At 76.5% G+C, this 16,816-nt stretch carries 18 protein-coding genes; 11 read left to right on the top strand and 7 right to left on the bottom strand.

Features of this window, described 5'->3' with window-relative positions; genetic code table 11:
- Positions 1-9 precede the first annotated feature (9 nt).
- The gene (locus tag BLT39_RS04470; protein WP_242658159.1) at positions 10-1,254 is read right to left on the bottom strand and encodes an MFS transporter; all 1,245 of its coding nucleotides are present in this window, start codon (positions 1,252-1,254) and stop codon (positions 10-12) included.
- A 104-nt stretch (positions 1,255-1,358) separates the two neighbouring features.
- On the opposite strand from BLT39_RS04470, the gene BLT39_RS22240 reads away from it, so the two are divergent.
- From BLT39_RS22240 to BLT39_RS04435, 7 genes are all read left to right on the top strand, one after another.
- Entirely contained in the window at positions 1,359-1,883 is a 525-nt protein-coding gene (locus BLT39_RS22240) for a hypothetical protein (RefSeq protein WP_165640150.1), read from the top strand.
- A gap of 124 nt (positions 1,884-2,007) precedes the next feature.
- Positions 2,008-3,060 carry a GTP 3',8-cyclase MoaA gene (gene moaA, locus BLT39_RS04460; protein WP_207507615.1) on the top strand — a complete coding sequence of 351 codons (1,053 nt, stop codon included), beginning with the start codon at positions 2,008-2,010 and terminating at the stop codon, positions 3,058-3,060.
- 2 nt (positions 3,061-3,062) lie between these two features.
- A complete protein-coding gene (locus tag BLT39_RS04455) occupies positions 3,063-3,317 on the top strand; it encodes a MoaD/ThiS family protein (RefSeq protein WP_091059585.1) in 255 nt (84 codons plus the stop codon).
- A gap of 68 nt (positions 3,318-3,385) precedes the next feature.
- A complete protein-coding gene (locus tag BLT39_RS04450; protein WP_091059582.1) occupies positions 3,386-4,786 on the top strand; it encodes a hemolysin family protein in 1,401 nt (466 codons plus the stop codon).
- Positions 4,779-5,804, top strand: coding sequence for a hemolysin family protein (locus tag BLT39_RS04445; RefSeq protein ID WP_091059579.1), 1,026 nt, complete (start codon positions 4,779-4,781; stop codon positions 5,802-5,804). Before BLT39_RS04450 ends, BLT39_RS04445 begins: the two co-directional genes overlap by 8 nt.
- A gap of 10 nt (positions 5,805-5,814) precedes the next feature.
- Positions 5,815-6,018 (top strand): hypothetical protein, encoded by a 204-nt coding sequence (locus BLT39_RS04440; protein ID WP_091059576.1) that lies wholly within the window; start codon positions 5,815-5,817, stop codon positions 6,016-6,018.
- Positions 6,019-6,125: 107 nt separating this feature from the next.
- Positions 6,126-6,446, top strand: a complete 321-nt coding sequence (locus tag BLT39_RS04435; RefSeq protein WP_091059572.1) for a hypothetical protein — start codon at positions 6,126-6,128, stop codon at positions 6,444-6,446.
- 150 nt (positions 6,447-6,596) lie between these two features.
- Here the strand turns inward: BLT39_RS04435 and BLT39_RS04430 are convergent, their stop codons facing one another.
- Genes BLT39_RS04430 through BLT39_RS04420 form a run of 3 tightly spaced genes read right to left on the bottom strand, consistent with a single transcriptional unit; the run spans position 6,597 to position 9,185 of the window.
- Positions 6,597-8,180, bottom strand: a complete 1,584-nt coding sequence (locus tag BLT39_RS04430; RefSeq protein WP_242658158.1) for a SpoIIE family protein phosphatase — start codon at positions 8,178-8,180, stop codon at positions 6,597-6,599.
- Positions 8,181-8,200: 20 nt separating this feature from the next.
- Positions 8,201-8,611, bottom strand: coding sequence for a molybdenum cofactor biosynthesis protein MoaE (locus BLT39_RS04425; RefSeq protein WP_091059568.1), 411 nt, complete (start codon positions 8,609-8,611; stop codon positions 8,201-8,203).
- A 10-nt stretch (positions 8,612-8,621) separates the two neighbouring features.
- Positions 8,622-9,185 (bottom strand): nucleotidyltransferase family protein, encoded by a 564-nt coding sequence (locus tag BLT39_RS04420; RefSeq protein WP_242658157.1) that lies wholly within the window; start codon positions 9,183-9,185, stop codon positions 8,622-8,624.
- A gap of 110 nt (positions 9,186-9,295) precedes the next feature.
- Between BLT39_RS04420 and BLT39_RS04415 the strand changes: the two genes are divergently transcribed.
- The 4 genes from BLT39_RS04415 (at position 9,296) to BLT39_RS04400 (ending at position 14,411) form a co-directional block, all read left to right on the top strand.
- Positions 9,296-11,197, top strand: coding sequence for a heavy metal translocating P-type ATPase (locus BLT39_RS04415; protein WP_091059565.1), 1,902 nt, complete (start codon positions 9,296-9,298; stop codon positions 11,195-11,197).
- A 69-nt stretch (positions 11,198-11,266) separates the two neighbouring features.
- On the top strand, positions 11,267-11,668 hold the full coding sequence (locus tag BLT39_RS04410; protein WP_091059562.1) for a hypothetical protein: 402 nt from the start codon (positions 11,267-11,269) through the stop codon (positions 11,666-11,668).
- Between the two features lie 93 nt (positions 11,669-11,761).
- Positions 11,762-12,370 (top strand): phosphatase PAP2 family protein, encoded by a 609-nt coding sequence (locus BLT39_RS04405; protein ID WP_091059559.1) that lies wholly within the window; start codon positions 11,762-11,764, stop codon positions 12,368-12,370.
- A 94-nt stretch (positions 12,371-12,464) separates the two neighbouring features.
- Positions 12,465-14,411 (top strand): APC family permease, encoded by a 1,947-nt coding sequence (locus BLT39_RS04400; protein WP_091059555.1) that lies wholly within the window; start codon positions 12,465-12,467, stop codon positions 14,409-14,411.
- On the opposite strand, the gene BLT39_RS04395 is transcribed toward BLT39_RS04400, so the two are convergent.
- Genes BLT39_RS04395 through BLT39_RS04385 form a run of 3 tightly spaced genes read right to left on the bottom strand, consistent with a single transcriptional unit; the run spans position 14,344 to position 16,736 of the window.
- On the bottom strand, positions 14,344-15,096 hold the full coding sequence (locus tag BLT39_RS04395) for a GntR family transcriptional regulator (RefSeq protein ID WP_091059551.1): 753 nt from the start codon (positions 15,094-15,096) through the stop codon (positions 14,344-14,346). The genes BLT39_RS04400 and BLT39_RS04395 overlap by 68 nt on opposite strands.
- Positions 15,080-15,988, bottom strand: a complete 909-nt coding sequence (locus BLT39_RS04390; RefSeq protein WP_091059547.1) for a DMT family transporter — start codon at positions 15,986-15,988, stop codon at positions 15,080-15,082. Before BLT39_RS04390 ends, BLT39_RS04395 begins: the two co-directional genes overlap by 17 nt.
- 31 nt (positions 15,989-16,019) lie before the next feature.
- Complete coding sequence (locus BLT39_RS04385) at positions 16,020-16,736, bottom strand: aldolase/citrate lyase family protein (protein ID WP_091059545.1); 717 nt, start codon at positions 16,734-16,736, stop codon at positions 16,020-16,022.
- Between the last annotated feature and the right edge of the window lie 80 nt (positions 16,737-16,816).

The raw sequence follows: 16,816 nt of genomic DNA, 5'->3' as shown, positions 1-16,816 counted from the left end.
CGGGGTGCCTCAGGGGGTGCGGGAGACCTCGTCCAGGCCGGCGGGCTCGGCCGCGGGTGCGGGGCGGCGGACCAGCAGACCGCCGAGCAGGGCGAGCAGGCCGGCCGCCGCGGCGCCGACCGCGGGCACCAGGAACGCCTGCTGCCCGCCCCAGGCGTCGACCGCGGCGCCGGCGACCGCGGCACCCGCCGTCACGCCCAGGGTGAGGCCGGTCGACGTCCAGGTCAGGCCCTCGTTGAGCGCGGAGCGCGACACCCGCGACTCCACCAGCGACATGCCCGACACCAGCACCGGCGCGATGGTCAGCCCGGCCAGGAAGACCGCGACCACCAGCACCGGCACCGACCCGACGAGGAACAGGGTCTGGGTGGCCAGGGCGAACAGCAGCCCGCAGCCGACGAACCGGGCCAGCAGCGACCCGGGCAGGGTGAGGATGCCGTAGACCAGGCCCGCCACCAGGCTGCCCGCGGCGTAGGCGGCCAGCGCGACGCCGGCCATCACCGGCTGGCCCTGCTCCTGCGCGAAGGCGACGACGACGACGTCCATCGCGCCGAACACGGTGCCCACCGCCAGGTAGGCGACCGCGACGACGAGCAGCGCCGGGCTGAGCACCGAGGTGGCCGACCGCCCCGACCCCGGCGCCGCGCGGTGCACCGGCGGCTGGGTGGCCGTCTGCCGGGACAACCAGACCGTGCCGGCGATGCCGACCAGCAACCCGACGACGAACCCGGCCGGCGGCGCGATGAGCGCGGCCAGGAAGGTGATGGTCGGCGGGCCGACGACAAAGACCACCTCGTCGACCACCGACTCGAACGCGAACGCCGTCTGCCGCGCGTCGGCACCGGGCAGCGCGTGCGCCCACCGCGCCCGGACGGCGGCGCCCACGTTCGCGCCGGACGCCCCGGTCAGCGCGGCGAGCACGAACCACGACCACAGCGGCGCACCGCCCACGACGACGCCGACGAAGGTCAGCCCCACGACGAGGTAGACCGCGGCCGACACCGCGAGCACCCGGCCCTGGCCGAGCCGGTCCATGCCGCGCGCCCACTGCGGGCTGCCGACGGCGAAGGCCAGCGCGAGGGTCCCGGAGACGGCGCCGGCCAGGCCGTAGCTGCCGGACTCGCCGGCCACCATGAGCACCGAGCCCAGCCCCATGCTGGACATCGGGACGCGGGCGAGCCAGCCGGCGAAGGAGAAGGAACGGGCACCCGGGACCGCGAAGATGCGGCCGTACGGGGCGAAGGGGTTGCGCACGGGATCGATCTCGACTTCCTGGCCACAGGCGGAGACAGGGGGGCCTGCCGTGTTCCCGGGTGGCGTTGCCGATGCTAACGACCCCGTCCACGCAGAATGGCGCCGTGCCGAGGCCTCGTGTGGTGCTGCCGCTCACCCGCCGGCGCCTCGACGTCGACCCGCACCGGGCCGAGAGCCGGGTGTCGGCCTACGTCTACGGCACCGTGCTGGTGCTGGCCGCCGTCGTCGGGGTCTACCCGGAGGCGGTGGCGTCCGGCGCCGGCGCGCTGGTCGTCGTCGGCACCGTGCTCTCGACCTTCCTCGCCCACGTCCTGGCCCACTCGGTGGGGTCGCTGGTCACCGGCGGGCGGGGCCGGCAGCTGCGGGAGGCCGTGCGCGACGCGACCCCCATCCTCAGCTCCGGCGCCCTGCCGGCCGCGCTGCTGTGGGCGGGCTCGGCCGGGGTGCTCTCCGAGGCGTGGGCCCAGTCGCTGGCCGCGGCGGTCGGGCTGGTCCGGGTGGCCGGCATCGGCGTCGTCTACCGGCGCCTGCAGGCCGACGTGCCCTTCGGCCGCGCGGTCGCCGTGGGGGCGGTCGCCGCCGCGGTGGCGCTGCTCGTCGTCGTCGTCAAGCTGACGCTCACGCACTGACGCAACGCCGTGCAACCCGCTGGTGCGGGTCCTCGGGCTCACCCGAACCGCACGTGCGGTAGCAGGTGTGACCGGGCGCACGGTGCCGCCGGACGACGCGACCGGCCGCTCTACAGTCGGGCGGGTGACGACGCACAGCCCGCTCCCCGACCCCGTCGTGCGGGCGCCCGCGCCGGCCCCGGGCACCGGCGGACTGGTCGACCGGCACGGCCGCACCGCCACCGACCTGCGGGTGTCGCTGACCGACCGCTGCAACCTGCGCTGCACCTACTGCATGCCGCCCGAGGGCCTGCAGTGGCTGCCCAAGGTCGAGCAGCTCACCGACGAGGAGGTCGTGCGGCTGGTCCGCATCGGCGTCGAGCAGCTGGGCATCCGGGAGGTCCGGTTCACCGGCGGTGAGCCGCTGCTGCGCCCCGGCCTGACCGGCATCGTCGCGGCCACCACCGCCCTCGCCCCCCGCCCCGAGGTCAGCCTGACCACCAACGCCATCGGGCTGTCCCGGATGGCGCCGGCGCTGGCCGACGCCGGCCTGGACCGGCTCAACGTCAGCCTGGACACCCTGGACCGGGAGCGGTTCGAGCAGCTCACGCACCGCGACCGGCTGCCCGACGTGCTGGCCGGGCTGAAGGCGGCCAAGGACGCCGGGCTCACGCCGGTGAAGGTCAACGCCGTGCTGCTGCGCGGCATCAACGAGGACGACGCCGTCCCGCTGCTGGAGTACTGCCTCGAGCACGGCTACGAGCTGCGGTTCATCGAGCAGATGCCGTTGGACGCCCACCACGCCTGGACCCGCGGCGAGATGGTCACCGCCGAGGACATCCTGGCCCGGCTCACCGCCGCGCACACCCTCGTCCCCGACGTCGAGGAGCGCGGCGCGGCCCCGGCCGAGCGCTGGCTGGTCGACGGCACCGACCTCACCGTCGGCGTCATCGCCTCGGTCACCCGCAGCTTCTGCGGCGCCTGCGACCGCACCCGGCTCACCGCCGACGGGCAGATCCGCAACTGCCTGTTCGCCCGCGACGAGTCCGACCTGCGCACCGCGATGCGCGAGGGCGCCACCGACGCCGAGCTGGCCGACCGCTGGCGGATCGCCACCCTCACCAAGCTGCCCGGCCACGGCATCGACGACCCCTCGTTCCTGCAGCCCAGCCGGCCCATGTCGGCCATCGGGGGCTGACGGTGCCGGGCACGGGGTCGGTCACCGTCCGGTACTTCGCCGGGGCCCGCGCCGCGGTGGGCACCGACACGGAGGTGCGCGACGCCACCACGCTGGAGGAGCTGGTGGGGCAGATCGTGGACGACCACGGTGCGAAACTGGAGCGCGTGCTGACCGCGTGCTCCTTCCTGGTCGACGGGACGTCGACCCGGGACCGCGCGGTGGCACTCCACCCCGGGGCGGTCGTCGACGTGCTGCCCCCCTTCGCCGGAGGCTGATCCACCCCGCTCGTGAGCTCGCTGCCTCACAGTCCCCGACCCGCCGACCCCCACCGGCGGGTGCCCGCATGACCGAGTGGTTGCTCGTCGCGGTCGGCCTGCTCCTGGTCGCCGCGTGCGCCGGCTTCGTCGCGTTCGAGTTCTCGCTGGTCACCGTCGACCGCGCCTCGGTCGAGCGCCGCGCCGCCGACGGCGAGCGCGGCGCCGACGGCGTGCTCGCCGCCATGCGTACGCTGTCCACCCAGCTCTCCGGTGCCCAGCTGGGCATCACGGTGACCAACCTGGCCATCGGCTTCGTCGCCGAGCCCTCGATCGCGGCGCTGCTGGCCGGCCCGCTGCAGTCCGTCGGGCTCTCGGGCGGTGCCGCCCGGTCGGTGTCGATCACCCTCGCGCTGGTGCTCGCCACCGCGCTGACCATGGTGTTCGGCGAGCTGGTGCCCAAGAACCTGGCCATCGCCAAGCCCTACGAGGTGGCCCGCACCGTCTCGGGCTTCCAGCGCGGGTTCACCAAGGGCACCGCGCTGGTAATCCGGCTGCTCAACGGCTGGGCCAACGCCATCCTGCGCCGGGTCTTCTCCGTCGAGCCGCAGGAGGAGCTGGCCTCGGCCCGGTCGCCCGAGGAGCTGACCTCGCTGGTCCGCCGGTCGGGGTCCACCGGGACGCTCGAGGCCGGCACGGCGGCCCTGCTGGAGCGCGGGCTGGCCTTCGGCGAGCTGCGTGCCAACGACGTGGCCACCCGCCGGGTCCGGATGACGACGGTGCGCGGGGACGACCCGGTGGCGGTGGTGCTGGCCAGCGCCCGCGTCTCCGGCCACTCCCGGTTCCCGGTCACCGGCCCCGACGGCGTGGACGACGTGGTCGGGCTGGTCCACGTGAAACACGCCCTCGCCGTCCCGCGGCCCGAGCGCGGCTCCGTGCAGGTCGCCGACGTCATGGTCGAGGCCCTCTTCGTGCCCACCTCGCGGCAGCTCGACGACCTGCTGGTCGACCTGCGCCGCGGCAGCCTGCAGATGGCCGTGGTGGTCGACGAGTACGGCGGCACCGACGGCGTCGTCACCGTCGAGGACCTGGTCGAGGAGCTCGTCGGCGACCTCTCCGACGAGCACGACGACGACGCCGGCACCGAGGACGTCGTCGACCTCGGCGACGGCACCTGGTCGGTGTCGGGGCTGCTGCGCCCCGACGAGGTCGCCGCCGCCACCGGGCTGACCGTGCCGGCCGACCGGCACTACGAGTCCGTCGGCGGGCTGGTGCTGCACCACCTGGGCCGCATCCCCGAGGTGGGCGACCGGGTGGAGGCCGAGCGCGTGCTGCCACCGGAGTACGCCGACGAGGCCGAGGGCCACCCCGGGGGCGTGTGGGTCGAGGTGACCGCGGTCGAGGGCGCCCGGGTGGACCGCGCCCGGCTCGGCGAGCTGGTGCCCGCACCGGCCGACGAGACCACCGACGAGGAGGCCGACCGTGGGTGACTGGTTCGGCGTGCTGCTGGCCGTGGTGCTGCTGGCCGCCAACGCGTTCTTCGTGGGCGCGGAATTCGCGCTCATCTCCGCCCGCCGGTCCTCGATCGAGCCGCTGGCCGAGGCCGGCAGCCGGCGGGCCCGCACGACGCTGCGGGCGATGGAGCAGGTGTCGATGATGATGGCCGGCGCGCAGCTGGGCATCACCGTCTGCTCGCTGGGCCTGGGCGCCATCGGCGAGCCGGCCGTCGCGCACCTGCTGGAGCCGGTCTTCGACGCGGTCGGCGTCCCCGAGGGGGCGGTCTACCCGATCTCGTTCGTCCTCGCGCTGACCGTGGTGGTCGCGCTGCACGTGGTCATCGGCGAGATGGTGCCCAAGAACCTCGCGCTGGCCGGGCCGGACCGCGCGGCGCTGTCGCTGGCCCCGCCGCTGGCCGCCGTGGTGACCGTGCTCAAGCCGGTCATCGTCCTGCTGAACGCGTTGGCCAACGCCGCGCTGCGGCTGCTGCGGGTGGAGCCCAAGGACGAGGTGACCAGCTCCTTCACCCGGGACGAGGTCGCCGGGCTGCTGGACGAGTCGCGGGCGGGCGGGCTGCTGGACCAGACCGACCACGACCTGCTCACCGGCGCGCTCACCCTGGAGGACCGGGACACCCGGACGGTGCTCATCCCGCGCGAGCAGCTGACCGTGCTCTCCCCCGCCGACGACGCGCTCGCCGTCGAGCGGGCCGCCGCGGCGACCGGCTTCTCCCGGTTCCCGGTGGTCACCGACGGCGAGCTGTCGGGGTACGTGCACGTCAAGGACGTGCTGGTGGCCGAGGGCGAGCCCGACGTCCGGGTGGCCGGCATCCAGCGCCCGCTCCCCCGGGTGGACGCCGGCAGCGACCTGCGCAGCACGCTGCAGACCATGCAGGGCGACCGTGCGCAGCTGGCCGCCGTCGTCGATGCTGGTCGGGTCGTCGGCGTGGTCGCCCTCGAGGACATCCTCGAGGAGCTGGTCGGCGAGATCCGCGACGGCGTGCACCGATGAGGAGGGGCAGATGAGCCTGTTCGACAAGGCCAAGGCCAAGGCCGAGGAGCTGGTGGGCCGGGCGACCGAGGTCTACGGCGAGTCGCACGGCGACGCCGCGGCCGAGGCCGCCGGGGAAGCCCGCCGGCTGGAGGGCGAGGCCGAGGAGGAGGCCCTCGAGGCCCGCGAGCACGGGCGCACCCCCGACGACGACGGGCTCGCCGGCACCCGCTGACGCCCGACGCGCCGGTCGGGTTGCCGCAGGTCGGCGGGCCCGGGACCCTGCTCGTGGTGCACCGACGCGCCACCGTTCCCGAGACCGCCGGAACCGTTGGAGACGCCGTGGACGCAGCCGAGGAGACCCAGCACGTCGAGGTCGAGGCCGAGGGGCGGGTGGTGGCCAGCGCCGACGTCGTCGCCGCCGACAGCTCGGCCGTGGCGGCCCTGCACGTGGAGCCGGGGCACCTGCCGCCGGGCACGCGCAGCAAGCTGGTCGACGCCGTGCTCGACGCGCCGGCCGTCGCCGCGGCCGACCGGCTGACCACCGCCGGCCCGGCCGGGGACGTCGAGGTGGCGCAGCGGGTGCGCGAGCGGCTGGACGACGTCGAGGCCCGCAGGGCCGGCGCGACCACCTTCCACGACGGCACCGTCCCCCACGACTGACCCGCCCACCCGGGACCCGCGCACCGGCACCTCCCGACCCCGCCTCCCCCCGGGGTGGCCCGACATCCCTGACGGTGGCACACCACTAGGACGTGCGGCCACCGTGGGGGATGTCCGGCCACCCCCGGCGGGGGTGCCCGGGGGTGCGGGTCAGGCGAGGCGGACGGCGACCAGGGCGACGTCGTCGTCGGGCCGGCCGTGCACCAGCCGGTCGACCACCTCGTCGCAGAGCTCCTCCAGCGGGCGGTCGGCCAGCTCGGCCACCGTGGCACGCAGCCGGTCCAGGCCGGTGTCGAGGTCCTCGTCGCGCCGCTCCACCAGGCCGTCGGTGAACATCAGCACCGTCGACCCGGCCGCCAGCTGCACCCGGTGCTCGGTCCGCCGGGCCCCGCTGTCCACGCCGAGCAGCAGGTCACCGGGCCACGGCGCGGGCTCGGCGAGGTCGCCGTCCGGGCCCAGCACGAGCGGCGGCAGGTGGCCGGCGCTGGACCACACCAGCTCGGCCCCGCCCGCGCCGTCCTCGGTCAGCCGGGCCACCGCCGCGGTGGCCAGCGTCGGGAAGGCGAGCTGGACCATCGCGGCGTCCAGCCCGCGGAGCACCTCGCCGGGGCCGGCGTCGGAGTAGGTGGCGATGCCGCGCAGCAGCCCGCGCAGCTGGCCCATCGCGGCGGCCGCCGCGGTGTCGTGGCCGACGACGTCGCCGATGACCAGCACCATCGCCCCCGACGGGGACCGGAAGGCGTCGTACCAGTCCCCGCCCACCCGGGCGGCCTCGGCGGCCGGGGTGTACCGGACGGCGACCTCGGCGCCGGCGGGCTGCACCGGCTGGGTGAGCAGGCTGCGCTGCAGCTCCTCGGCCAGCGCGGCCTGCAGGCGGTAGAGGCGGCCGTTGTCCAGCGCCAGGCCGATCCGCTCGGCGGCCTCGCGCGCGGCGGCAAGGTCCTCGGCGTCGGGGGTGCGGCCGTGCTGCCACCACAGCGTGATGACCCCGAGCGTGCGGCCGCGGCCGAGCAGCGGGACGTACAGGCCGCCGCCCGTGGCCAGCCGCCGCTGCAGGTCGCGGGCCTCGCCCGGCGGCAGGCTCCCGTGCACCTCGGCGGCGGAGACCGGGGTGGTCTCCTGGGTGTGCATCGAGCGCACCAGGGGCGCGGTGACCGGGAGCGCACCCAGCCGCAGCTCGCTGTAGCGGGCCAGCACCGGCCGCATCGCCGGGTCGCGGTGCCAGCAGCCGACGTCGCGCGGGCGGCCGTCGTCGTCGAGCACGGTGACCACGGCCCAGTCGGCCAGCACCGGCACCAGCAGGCGCGGCATGCGGCTCATGGTCTGCACGGCGTCGGGGGTGTCGGCCAGCTCGGCGCTGACCCGGGCCAGCACCGCCAACCGCTCCTGGGTGCGGTGCCGGGCGGTGCTGTCGGTGAAGAACGCGTTGATCCGGCCGCCCTCGGCGGGCACCAGCCGCACCTCGAACCAGGTGTCGCGCGCGGGCGAGAAGGAGTCCAGCACCTCGGCCCGGCGGGTGGCGGCGACCCGGCGGTAGGCCCGGCCGAGCGGGCTCTCCTCGTTGCCGGGGAAGGCCTGCCAGGCGCTGCGGCCGAGCAGGTCGGCGCGGCGGCGGCCGAAGGCGCGCTCGGCCGCGGCGTTGAGGTAGGTGATCCGCCAGTCGGCGGCGACCTGGACGAAGCCCATGGGCATGCCCTCGAGGACGCTCGTGCCGGCCTCCGCGACCACCGCCACCCCCCCAGGTCCCGCACAGCCTAGGGGCAGGCCACCCACTCCTCGGCACCGTCCACGAAGACCTGCCGTTTCCAGATGGGCAACCGGGCCTTGACCTCGTCGACCAGCTCGGCGCAGGCGGTGAACGCCTGACCCCGGTGGCTGGCCGAGATCGCGCAGGCCAGCGCCACGTCGCCGATGCCCAGCAGGCCCACCCGGTGGCTGATGGCGACGGCGTGCACCTCGGGCCGGGCGGCGAACTCGGCGGCGATCTCCTCGACCAGCGCCTGGGCGGTGGGGTGGCCGACGTACTCCAGCTCGGTGACCGACTTCCCGCCGTCGTGGTCGCGGACGACGCCGGCGAAGCTGACGGTGGCCCCGGCCGCGGGGTGGGCGACGGCGGCCTCGTGGGCGGCGACGTCCAGCGGCTGGTCGCTGATGGCGGCGATCACGGCGGCGACGTTACGCGCGCGGGGTGTCGTGGTCGGTGGGGTCGCCCAGCCCGGTGCAGTCGACCTCGGTGACCTCGTGGGCGCGCAGGTAGGCGCGCGCCCCCTCGTCGCCGGTCGCCGACGCCGCGACCCCGGCCCAGTGGTCGCGCCCGATGACCACCGGGTGCCCGGGGACGCCGTCGTAGGTGGGGACGACGAGGGCCCCGGGTGCGGCGTGCGGCACCAGGCGCTGCAGGACCTCCGGGGTGGTGCCGGGGATGTCGACCAGCATCACCGCGGCCGCCTCGATGCCCGACCCGAGCGCCTGCAGGCCCTGGACGCCGGTGCGCAGCGAGGACGCCATGCCGGTCTCCCAGTCGCGGTTGCCCACGACGGTGGCACCGGTCAGGTCGGCGCGCTGCCACACCTCGACCATCGACGCGCCGAGCACCACCAGCACCGGGTCGCACGCGGCCCGGGCGGTGCGCACGGCGCGCTCGACGAACAGCTCCCCGTCGGGCAGCGGGGCCAGGGCCTTGGGCATGCCGTAGCGGGAGCCGCCCCCGGCGGCCAGGACGAGCGCGGCGACGGGCACGCCCCCACCCTGCCAGCCGGTCGGCGCGGTCCTCCGTGCCGGACCCCTGCCCGTCCGGAGGCGGATGCGCACCTGCACACCTTCGCGCATGCGCAGGTACTGTCCCACCGGTGACCGCGACCCTGGACCGGCCCCCGTCCCGCCCGACCCACCGGGGGGCGGGCATCGCGGTGGCCGCGACCCTGCCCGAGGTCCGCTGGGCGGCGCTGTCGCTGGGCCTGTTCCTCGCCGGCCTCGTGCTCCAGCTCGCCGGCGCCCCCACCCCGGTGGTGTGGGCGGCCTACCTGGCCTGCTGCGCCGCCGGCGGCTGGGAGCCCGCGCTGGCCGGGTGGGAGGCGCTGCGGGCGCGGACCCTGGACGTCGACCTGCTCATGGTCCTGGCCGCGGCCGGCGCCCTGGCGATCGGCCAGGCCCTGGACGCCGCGCTCCTGATCGTCATCTTCGCGACCTCGGGCGCGCTCGAGGCCTTCGCCACCCGGCGCACCCGGGACGCCGTCTCGGCGCTCACCGACCTCGCGCCCGAGCAGGCCACCCTGCTCACCGACGGGGGCGAGGAGCGGGTGCCGGCGGCGGACCTGCAGGTCGGCGACCGGGTGCTGGTGCGCCCCGGTGACCGGCTGCCCGCCGACGGCCGGGTGGTCCAGGGCGCCTCCGAGGTCGACCAGGCGTCGATCACCGGCGAGCCCCTGCCGGTGGACCGGCACCCCGGCGACGAGGTCTTCGCCGGCACGGTGAACGGCACGGGCGCGCTGGTGGTCCGGGTGGGCCGCCCCGCCCACGACAGCGTCGTGGCCCGCATCGGCGCGCTGGTGGAGCAGGCGGCGGAGACCAAGGCGGGTACCCAGCTGTTCATCGAGAAGGTGGAGCAGCGCTACGCGGTCGGCGTCGTCGTGGCCACGCTCGCGGTCTTCACCGTGCCGCTGCTGCTGGGTGCGCAGCTGCAGGACGCGCTGCTGCGGGCGATGACCTTCATGGTCGTGGCCTCGCCGTGCGCGCTGGTGCTGGCCACCATGCCGCCGCTGCTGTCGGCGATCGCCACCGCCGGCCGGCGCGGTGTGCTGGTCACCTCCGCGGTGGCCATGGAGGGCCTGGGCCAGGTCAGCGCCGTCGTGGTGGACAAGACCGGCACCCTCACCGACGGCACCCCGGCCGTGGTCGCCACCGGTCCGGCCGCGGGGACCACCGAGGAGGAGCTGCTCGCCCTCGCCGCCTCCGTCGAGGCGCCCAGCGAGCACCCGGTCGGCCGGGCCGTGGTGGCCGCCGCCCGGGACCGGGGCCTGGCGCTCCGCCCGGTGACCGGGTTCCGGGCCGCCGTCGGGCGCGGGGTCACCGGCACGGTCGACGGCGCGGTGGTCGCGGTCGCCGCCGCCGACCCGGCCACCGCCCGCGAGCAGCAGGAGCGGGGCCGCACCGTCGTCGCGGTCACCGTGGACGGCGCGCCGGCCGGGTGGCTGGCCCTCGCCGACCGGCTGCGCCCCGAGGCGGCGGCCACGGTCGCCGCGCTGCGCGGCACGCTGGGCCGGGCCCCGGTGCTGCTCACCGGCGACGGTCCCCGCGCGGCCTCCGCGCTCGCCGCCGAGCTGGGCATCACCGACGTCCGGGCCGGCCTGCTGCCCGAGGACAAGGTGGCCGCGGTGCGCGGGCTGCAGGCGCAGGCCCACCGGGTGCTGGTCGTCGGCGACGGCGTCAACGACGCCCCCGCGCTGGCCGCCGCCGACGTGGGCGTGGCCATGGGCGGGGTGGGCTCGGACCTGACCGTGGCCAGCGCGGACGCCGTGGTGGTGCGCGACGACCTGGCCACCCTGCCCGCGCTGGTGGGGCTGTCCCGCCGGGCCCGCCGGGTGGTGGTGCAGAACCTGGTGCTCGCCGGCACGGTCATCGCCGTGCTGGTCACCTGGGACCTGGTCGGCCACCTGCCGCTCCCCCTGGGCGTCGCCGGGCACGAGGGCTCGACGGTGCTCGTCGCGCTCAACGGGCTGCGCCTGCTCCGCCGCAGCGCCTGGCGACCCTGACCTGTGCATCGCGTGTGCATCCGGCGCCCGGGCGGGCGGTCGCCGGTGCCACGTCCCCACACTGCGCGCATGACCCGAGCCACCGCCGCCTCCGGCACCACCGCACCGACCGCCGTCGTCCGCGTCCTGCAGGTCGCCACCGTGCTGACCGCCCTGGGCGTGCTGTTCCAGTTCGTCACCGCCGGCCAGCTGTTCCCCCGGGGTGGCCCCGAGGAGCTGCACGCGGCGGGCGCCCTCGCGCTGCACGTCTTCTCCGGCATCGGCGCCCTCGCCGCGATCGTGCTGTGGCGGCAGGGCCGGGCCCGGGTCGGGCTGGCCGTGCTGGCCGTCGTGGTCTTCCTGGCCACCATCGCGCAGGCCGCGGTCGGCGGCCGGGACACCCTCTGGGTGCACATCCCCGGCGCGATGGTGCTCACCGCAGGGGTCATCTGGCTGCTGGTGACCGTGCTGCGGCCGCTCCCCCGCCCCTGAGCCCACGGGTTGCCGACAGCGTCGGCACAGGCTCCCGGCAGCGGCGGCGGGCACCGTGTGCCGGTCCCGCCGCCGCACGCCAGGAGCCCGCCGTTGACCGAGCTGCACCGCACCGACGACCGCCTGCTGCTGGCCGTGGACGGGTTCGCCCGCGGCACCGGCTGGCTGCACACCCCGGTGCTGCTGTTCGCCACCTACGGCCTGGTCCTGTTCGGCGCCCTGCTCGCCGCCGGCCTCTGGACCCGCCGCGGCCGGTCGGACCGCGAGCTCGCCGCCGCGGGGTGGGCGCCGGTCGCCGCGCTGCTGGCCCTGGCGCTCAACCAGCCCCTGGGCGCCGCGGTGGGCGAGGCCCGGCCCTACGACGCGCACCCGGACCTGCTGGTGCTGGCCACCCGCACCACCGACGTGTCCTTCCCCTCCGACCACGCGGTGGTGGCCGGTGCCTGCGCCGCCGGGCTGTGGCTGGTGTCCCGCCGGATCGGCGCCGTCGCCGCCGTCCTCGCGGTGCTGATGGCCGGCGCCCGGGTGTACATCGCCGCGCACTACCCGTGGGACGTCGCGGCGGGGCTGGTGGTCGGCGCGGTGGTGGCGATGGCCGGCTGGTGGCTGCTGCACCGCCCGCTCACCGCGCTCACCGGGTGGCTGCGGGCGCGCCCGGGGGTGCGGGTGGCCTTCCCCGCACCGGCGCTGACGCGTTCTTGACGGGATCTTGACGCCGGTCGCCGTCCCCGGGGGGTCACCCGCTCCTACCGTCGTCCCGGGTCCTGCCCCGGACCCCGGACGAGGAGGGAACCCCGTGGCGCCGACGACGGCCACCGCGACCCGTCAGCCGGTGCGCGACTGGCTCATGCAGGACCAGGCCCACCGGGTGAAGACGCACCCGGGGCCCCACGTGGAGCCCCCGGCCGACCACCGCCGGCCCTGGTGGAAGGTCATGTGCCTGACCGGCGTGGACTACTTCTCCACCCTGGGCTACCAGCCCGGCATCGCCGCCCTGGCCGCCGGCGTCATCTCCCCCGTGGCCACCCTGGTGCTGGTCGCGCTGACCTTGCTGGGCGCGCTGCCGGTCTACCGGCGGGTGGCCCGCGAGAGCCCGCGCGGCGAGGGCTCGATCGCCATGCTGGAGCGGCTGCTGCCCTTCTGGCGCGGCAAGGTCTTCGTGCTGGTGCTCCTCGGCTTCGCCGCCACGGACTTCATGATCACCATGACCCTGTCCGCGGCCGACGCCACCGCGCACCTGGTGGAGAACCCGCTGCTGCCCGAGGGCCTGGGCGACCACCGGGTGCTCATCACGCTGGTGCTGCTGGCCCTGCTCGGCGCGGTCTTCCTCAAGGGCCTGGGCGAGGCGGTCGGCGTCGCGGTGGCGTTGGTCGGGGTCTACCTGGCGCTGAACCTGGTCGTCGTCCTGGTGGGGCTGTGGCACGTGGCCACCACGGCCGGGGTCGTGACGGACTGGTCCGAGGCGCTGACCACCCAGCACGGCAACCCGCTCATGGTGATCGCGATCGCGCTCGTCGTGTTCCCGCGGCTCGCGCTGGGCCTGTCCGGGTTCGAGACCGGCGTGGCCGTCATGCCGCTGGTCAAGGGCCGCCCCGGCGACACGGAGGAGGACCCGGCGGGCCGCATCGCCGGCACCAAGAAGCTGCTGACCACGGCCGCGCTGATCATGAGCGCGTTCCTGCTCACCTCCAGCCTGATCACCACGCTGCTCATCCCGCAGGCCGCCTTCGCCCCCGGCGGGGAGGCCAACGGCCGGGCGCTGGCCTACCTGGCCCACGAGTACCTGGGCAGCGCGTTCGGCACCGTCTACGACGTCTCCACCATCGCGATCCTCTGGTTCGCCGGCGCCTCGGCGATGGCCGGCCTGCTCAACCTGGTGCCGCGCTACCTGCCCCGCTACGGCATGGCCCCGGAGTGGGCCCGCGCGGTGCGGCCGATGGTCCTGGTGCTCACCCTCGTCGCGTTCGTGATCACCTGGCTGTTCGACGCCGACGTCGACGCCCAGGGCGGGGCCTACGCCACCGGCGTGCTGGTGCTCATCACGTCGGCCTCCGTCGCGGTCACCCTCTCCGCACGGGCCGCCGGCCAGCGGCGGGCCTTCCTCGGCTTCGGCCTGGTCGCCGCGGTCTTCGTCTACACGACGGTGGCCAACGTCGTGGAGCGGCCGGACGGCCTGAAGATCGGCCTGCTGTTCATCGCCGCGATCGTGGCCGTCAGCTTCGTGTCCCGGTCCCGCCGCTCGCTGGAGCTGCGCACCACCGACGTCACCTTCGACCCCACCGCCGAGGTGTTCGTCCGCGACTGCGCGCACCGGCGCATCCGGCTGATCGCCAACGAGCCCGACGAGCGGGACGCCGCGGAGTACCGGGCCAAGCTCGACCAGATCCGCCGCGACCACGACATCCCCGACGAGGAGGTCGTCTTCGTCGAGGTCACCGTCCGCGATCCCTCGGACTTCGAGACCAGCCTCGACGTGCGCGGCCACATCCTGTGCGACCGCTACCGGGTGCTGACGGTGACCGGGTCCTCGGTGCCCAACGCGCTGGCCGCGCTGCTGCTGCAGGTCCGCGACCGCAGCGGCACGGTGCCCCACATCTACTTCGAGTGGACCGAGGGCAACCCGCTGGCCCAGATCCTGCGGTTCCTGCTGCTGGGGTCCGGGGAGGTCGCCCCGGTCACCCGCGAGGTGCTGCGGGAGGCCGAGCCCGACCGGGCCCGCCGCCCGCACGTGCACGTGGGCTGACCGGCGGGCTGACCGGCGGGCTGACCGGCGGGCTGACCCGCGCGGCGAGGATGGCGGCGGTGCTGCCGGCCAGGTGGTCGCGCACCGCGGCCGGGCCCCGCGCCTGCACGTCCTCGAGGTAGCCCGCGTGCTCGGCCACCAGCCGCGGGACGTCGTAGGCCGGCGCCACGTGCACCAGGAGCAGCAGCAGCTCCGAGTGCAGCCGGGTGTAGGCCTCGGTGATCCGGGGGCTCCCGGCGGCAGTGACCAGCGCGGTGTGCACCCGGGCGTGCGCGGCGGCCACGGCCGGCCAGTCGTCGCCGGCCAGCGCGCCGAGCGCGGCGACCGCGGCCCGGGCGGGGGCGAGGACGGCGTCCGGCCAGCGCGGGCCGTGCGCGGCGCCCAGCAGCTGGACCGCGGCGCTCTCCAGGGCACCGCGCAGCTCCTGCAGGGCGACCACGTCGGCGTCGGCGAACGCGGTCACCCGCACCCCGCGGTAGGGCTCGGCCACCAGCAGCCGCTCGTCGGCGAGCCGGGCCAGCACCGCCCGCACGGTGTGCCGCGAGGCCCCCGTCGCCGCGGCCAGGTCCTCCTCGCGGACCGGCTCCCCCGGGCCGAGCTCGCCGGCGAGCACCTGCCGGCGCAGGTCGCCGGCCAGCCGGTCGACCGCGGTGGGCCCCGGCGGCGCCTCACGCCGCCGGGGCACCGGCCACCACCCGGGTGCGCCGCCGCCGGGCGGTGAGGACGGCGATGCCCATGCCCAGCACCACCACGCCGGCCGTCGCCGCGCCGCTGAGCCGCTCGCCCAGCAGGCCCACGCCGAGCAGCGCGGCGCACAGCGGCTCGGCGAGGGTCAGGGTGGCCACGGTGGTGGCCGGCAGCCGGGCCAGGCCCCAGCCGAAGAGCAGGTAGGGGACCGTGGTGGTGACCAGGCCCAGCCACAGGGTCAGCAGCACGCCGTCGGCGGTGAGCAGCCCGGCCGGCCCGACGACCAGCAGCAGGGGCAGCGCCACCGCGGCGGCCGCGCCGAACACCGCGCCGACCGCGGGCCCCGACGACCAGCCCCGGTCCAGCAGCTCCTTCACCGCGACGGCGTAGAGCGCGTAGGAGGCCCCGGCCCCCACCGACCACAGCACCCCGCCGCCGGCCGACCCGCCGCCGGACCCGCCGGCCACCAGCACCAGCCCGACCAGGGCCAGGCCGGTCGCGCCCCACCAGCGGCGCTCGGGCCGCCGCGCCCGCAGCCCGGCGTCGAGCAGGCCGGTGACCACCGGCGCGGAGCCGAGGGCCACCACGGTGCCGATGGCCACGCCGTTGTCCGTCGTCCCCGCGAAGAAGGTGGGCTGGTAGGCCAGCACGCCGGCCGCGCCCGCCGCGACCACCACCCCGGTGGGCACCCGGGCCAGCAGCCCGGTACCGGGTGCACCCGCGTCCGCGGGGCGGCGGCGCAGCGCGACCGCGGCCAGCAGGCCGCCACCGAGGGCGATGCGGGCCAGCCCGACCACCAGCGGCGAGGCGTCGACGTCGAGCAGGGCCTGTGCGGTGCCGGTGGTGCCGAAGCAGACCGCGGCGAGCAGGACGGCGGCGACGGGCTTCACGCGGAAGATTGTTGCACAAAGTTCCTGCGCGTCAGCCGAAGGCGGCGGCCGCCCCCGCCTGGGTGATCCACAGGTCCGTGGCCACGGCCAGGCAACCGATGCCGTGCGCGCGGAAGCGCTCCGCCGTCGCCGGGTCGCCGCCGTAGGCGCCCACCGGCACGCCGGCCGCGGCGCACGCCGCGGTGATCCGGGCCAGCGGCGAGCCCGGCGACCGGTCGTCGAGCAGTGCGTCGACCGTCGTCCCCAGGGACAGCGACAGGTCGTTCGGCCCGATGAACACCATGCCCACCCCGGGGACGGCGGCGATCGCCTCGACGTCGGCCAGCGCGGCGGCCGACTCCACCATCACCGCGCACAGCACCTCGTCCCGGGTGGGGCCGCCCCAGGTCGGCCCGAGCTGGCCGGCGCTGCGCCGGCCCAGCGGCGGGTAGTGCGCGGCCTCGACCGCAGCCCGCGCCCCCGCGGCGTCCTCGACCTGGGGGACGACGACCGCGGCCGCGCCGGCGTCGAGGGCGAGCCCGATCGCGGGGAAGTCCAGCGCGGGCACCCGCACCACCAGCTCGGCGGGGCCGGGCCACCCGCGGGCGGCCTCGAGCAGCTCGCGCCGGTCGTACCGGCCGTGCTGCAGGTCCACCGACACCCAGTCGAAACCGGCCCCGGCCAGCCGCCAGAGCCCGCCCGGCCCGGCCTCGGTGCACCACACCCCGCGGCTGCGGGGACCGAACCCGGACGTCGTCGAGGTCGTCATCCGGGGAGCATGGCACCCCGGCCCGCGTGGGGCACCGGCACGGATCCGTCCTGCTCCGCTCACCCCGAGGGGGCACGGGC

Origin of the sequence: Klenkia brasiliensis, from assembly GCF_900100695.1 — a bacterium.
GTDB classification, from domain to species: Bacteria; Actinomycetota; Actinomycetes; order Mycobacteriales; family Geodermatophilaceae; genus Klenkia; species Klenkia brasiliensis.
The sequence above is the reverse complement of the archived record's forward strand: the minus strand, read 5'-3'. Positions and strand labels throughout refer to the sequence as shown.

Coding starts and splice junctions, on each gene's coding strand:
- BLT39_RS04450 (WP_091059582.1), top strand. CDS start 3,386: ATGACCGAGTGGTTGCTCGTCGCGGTCGGCCTGCTCCTGGTCGCCGCG.
- BLT39_RS04410 (WP_091059562.1), top strand. CDS start 11,267: ATGACCCGAGCCACCGCCGCCTCCGGCACCACCGCACCGACCGCCGTC.
- BLT39_RS04440 (WP_091059576.1), top strand. CDS start 5,815: ATGAGCCTGTTCGACAAGGCCAAGGCCAAGGCCGAGGAGCTGGTGGGC.
- BLT39_RS04385 (WP_091059545.1), bottom strand. CDS start 16,736: ATGACGACCTCGACGACGTCCGGGTTCGGTCCCCGCAGCCGCGGGGTG.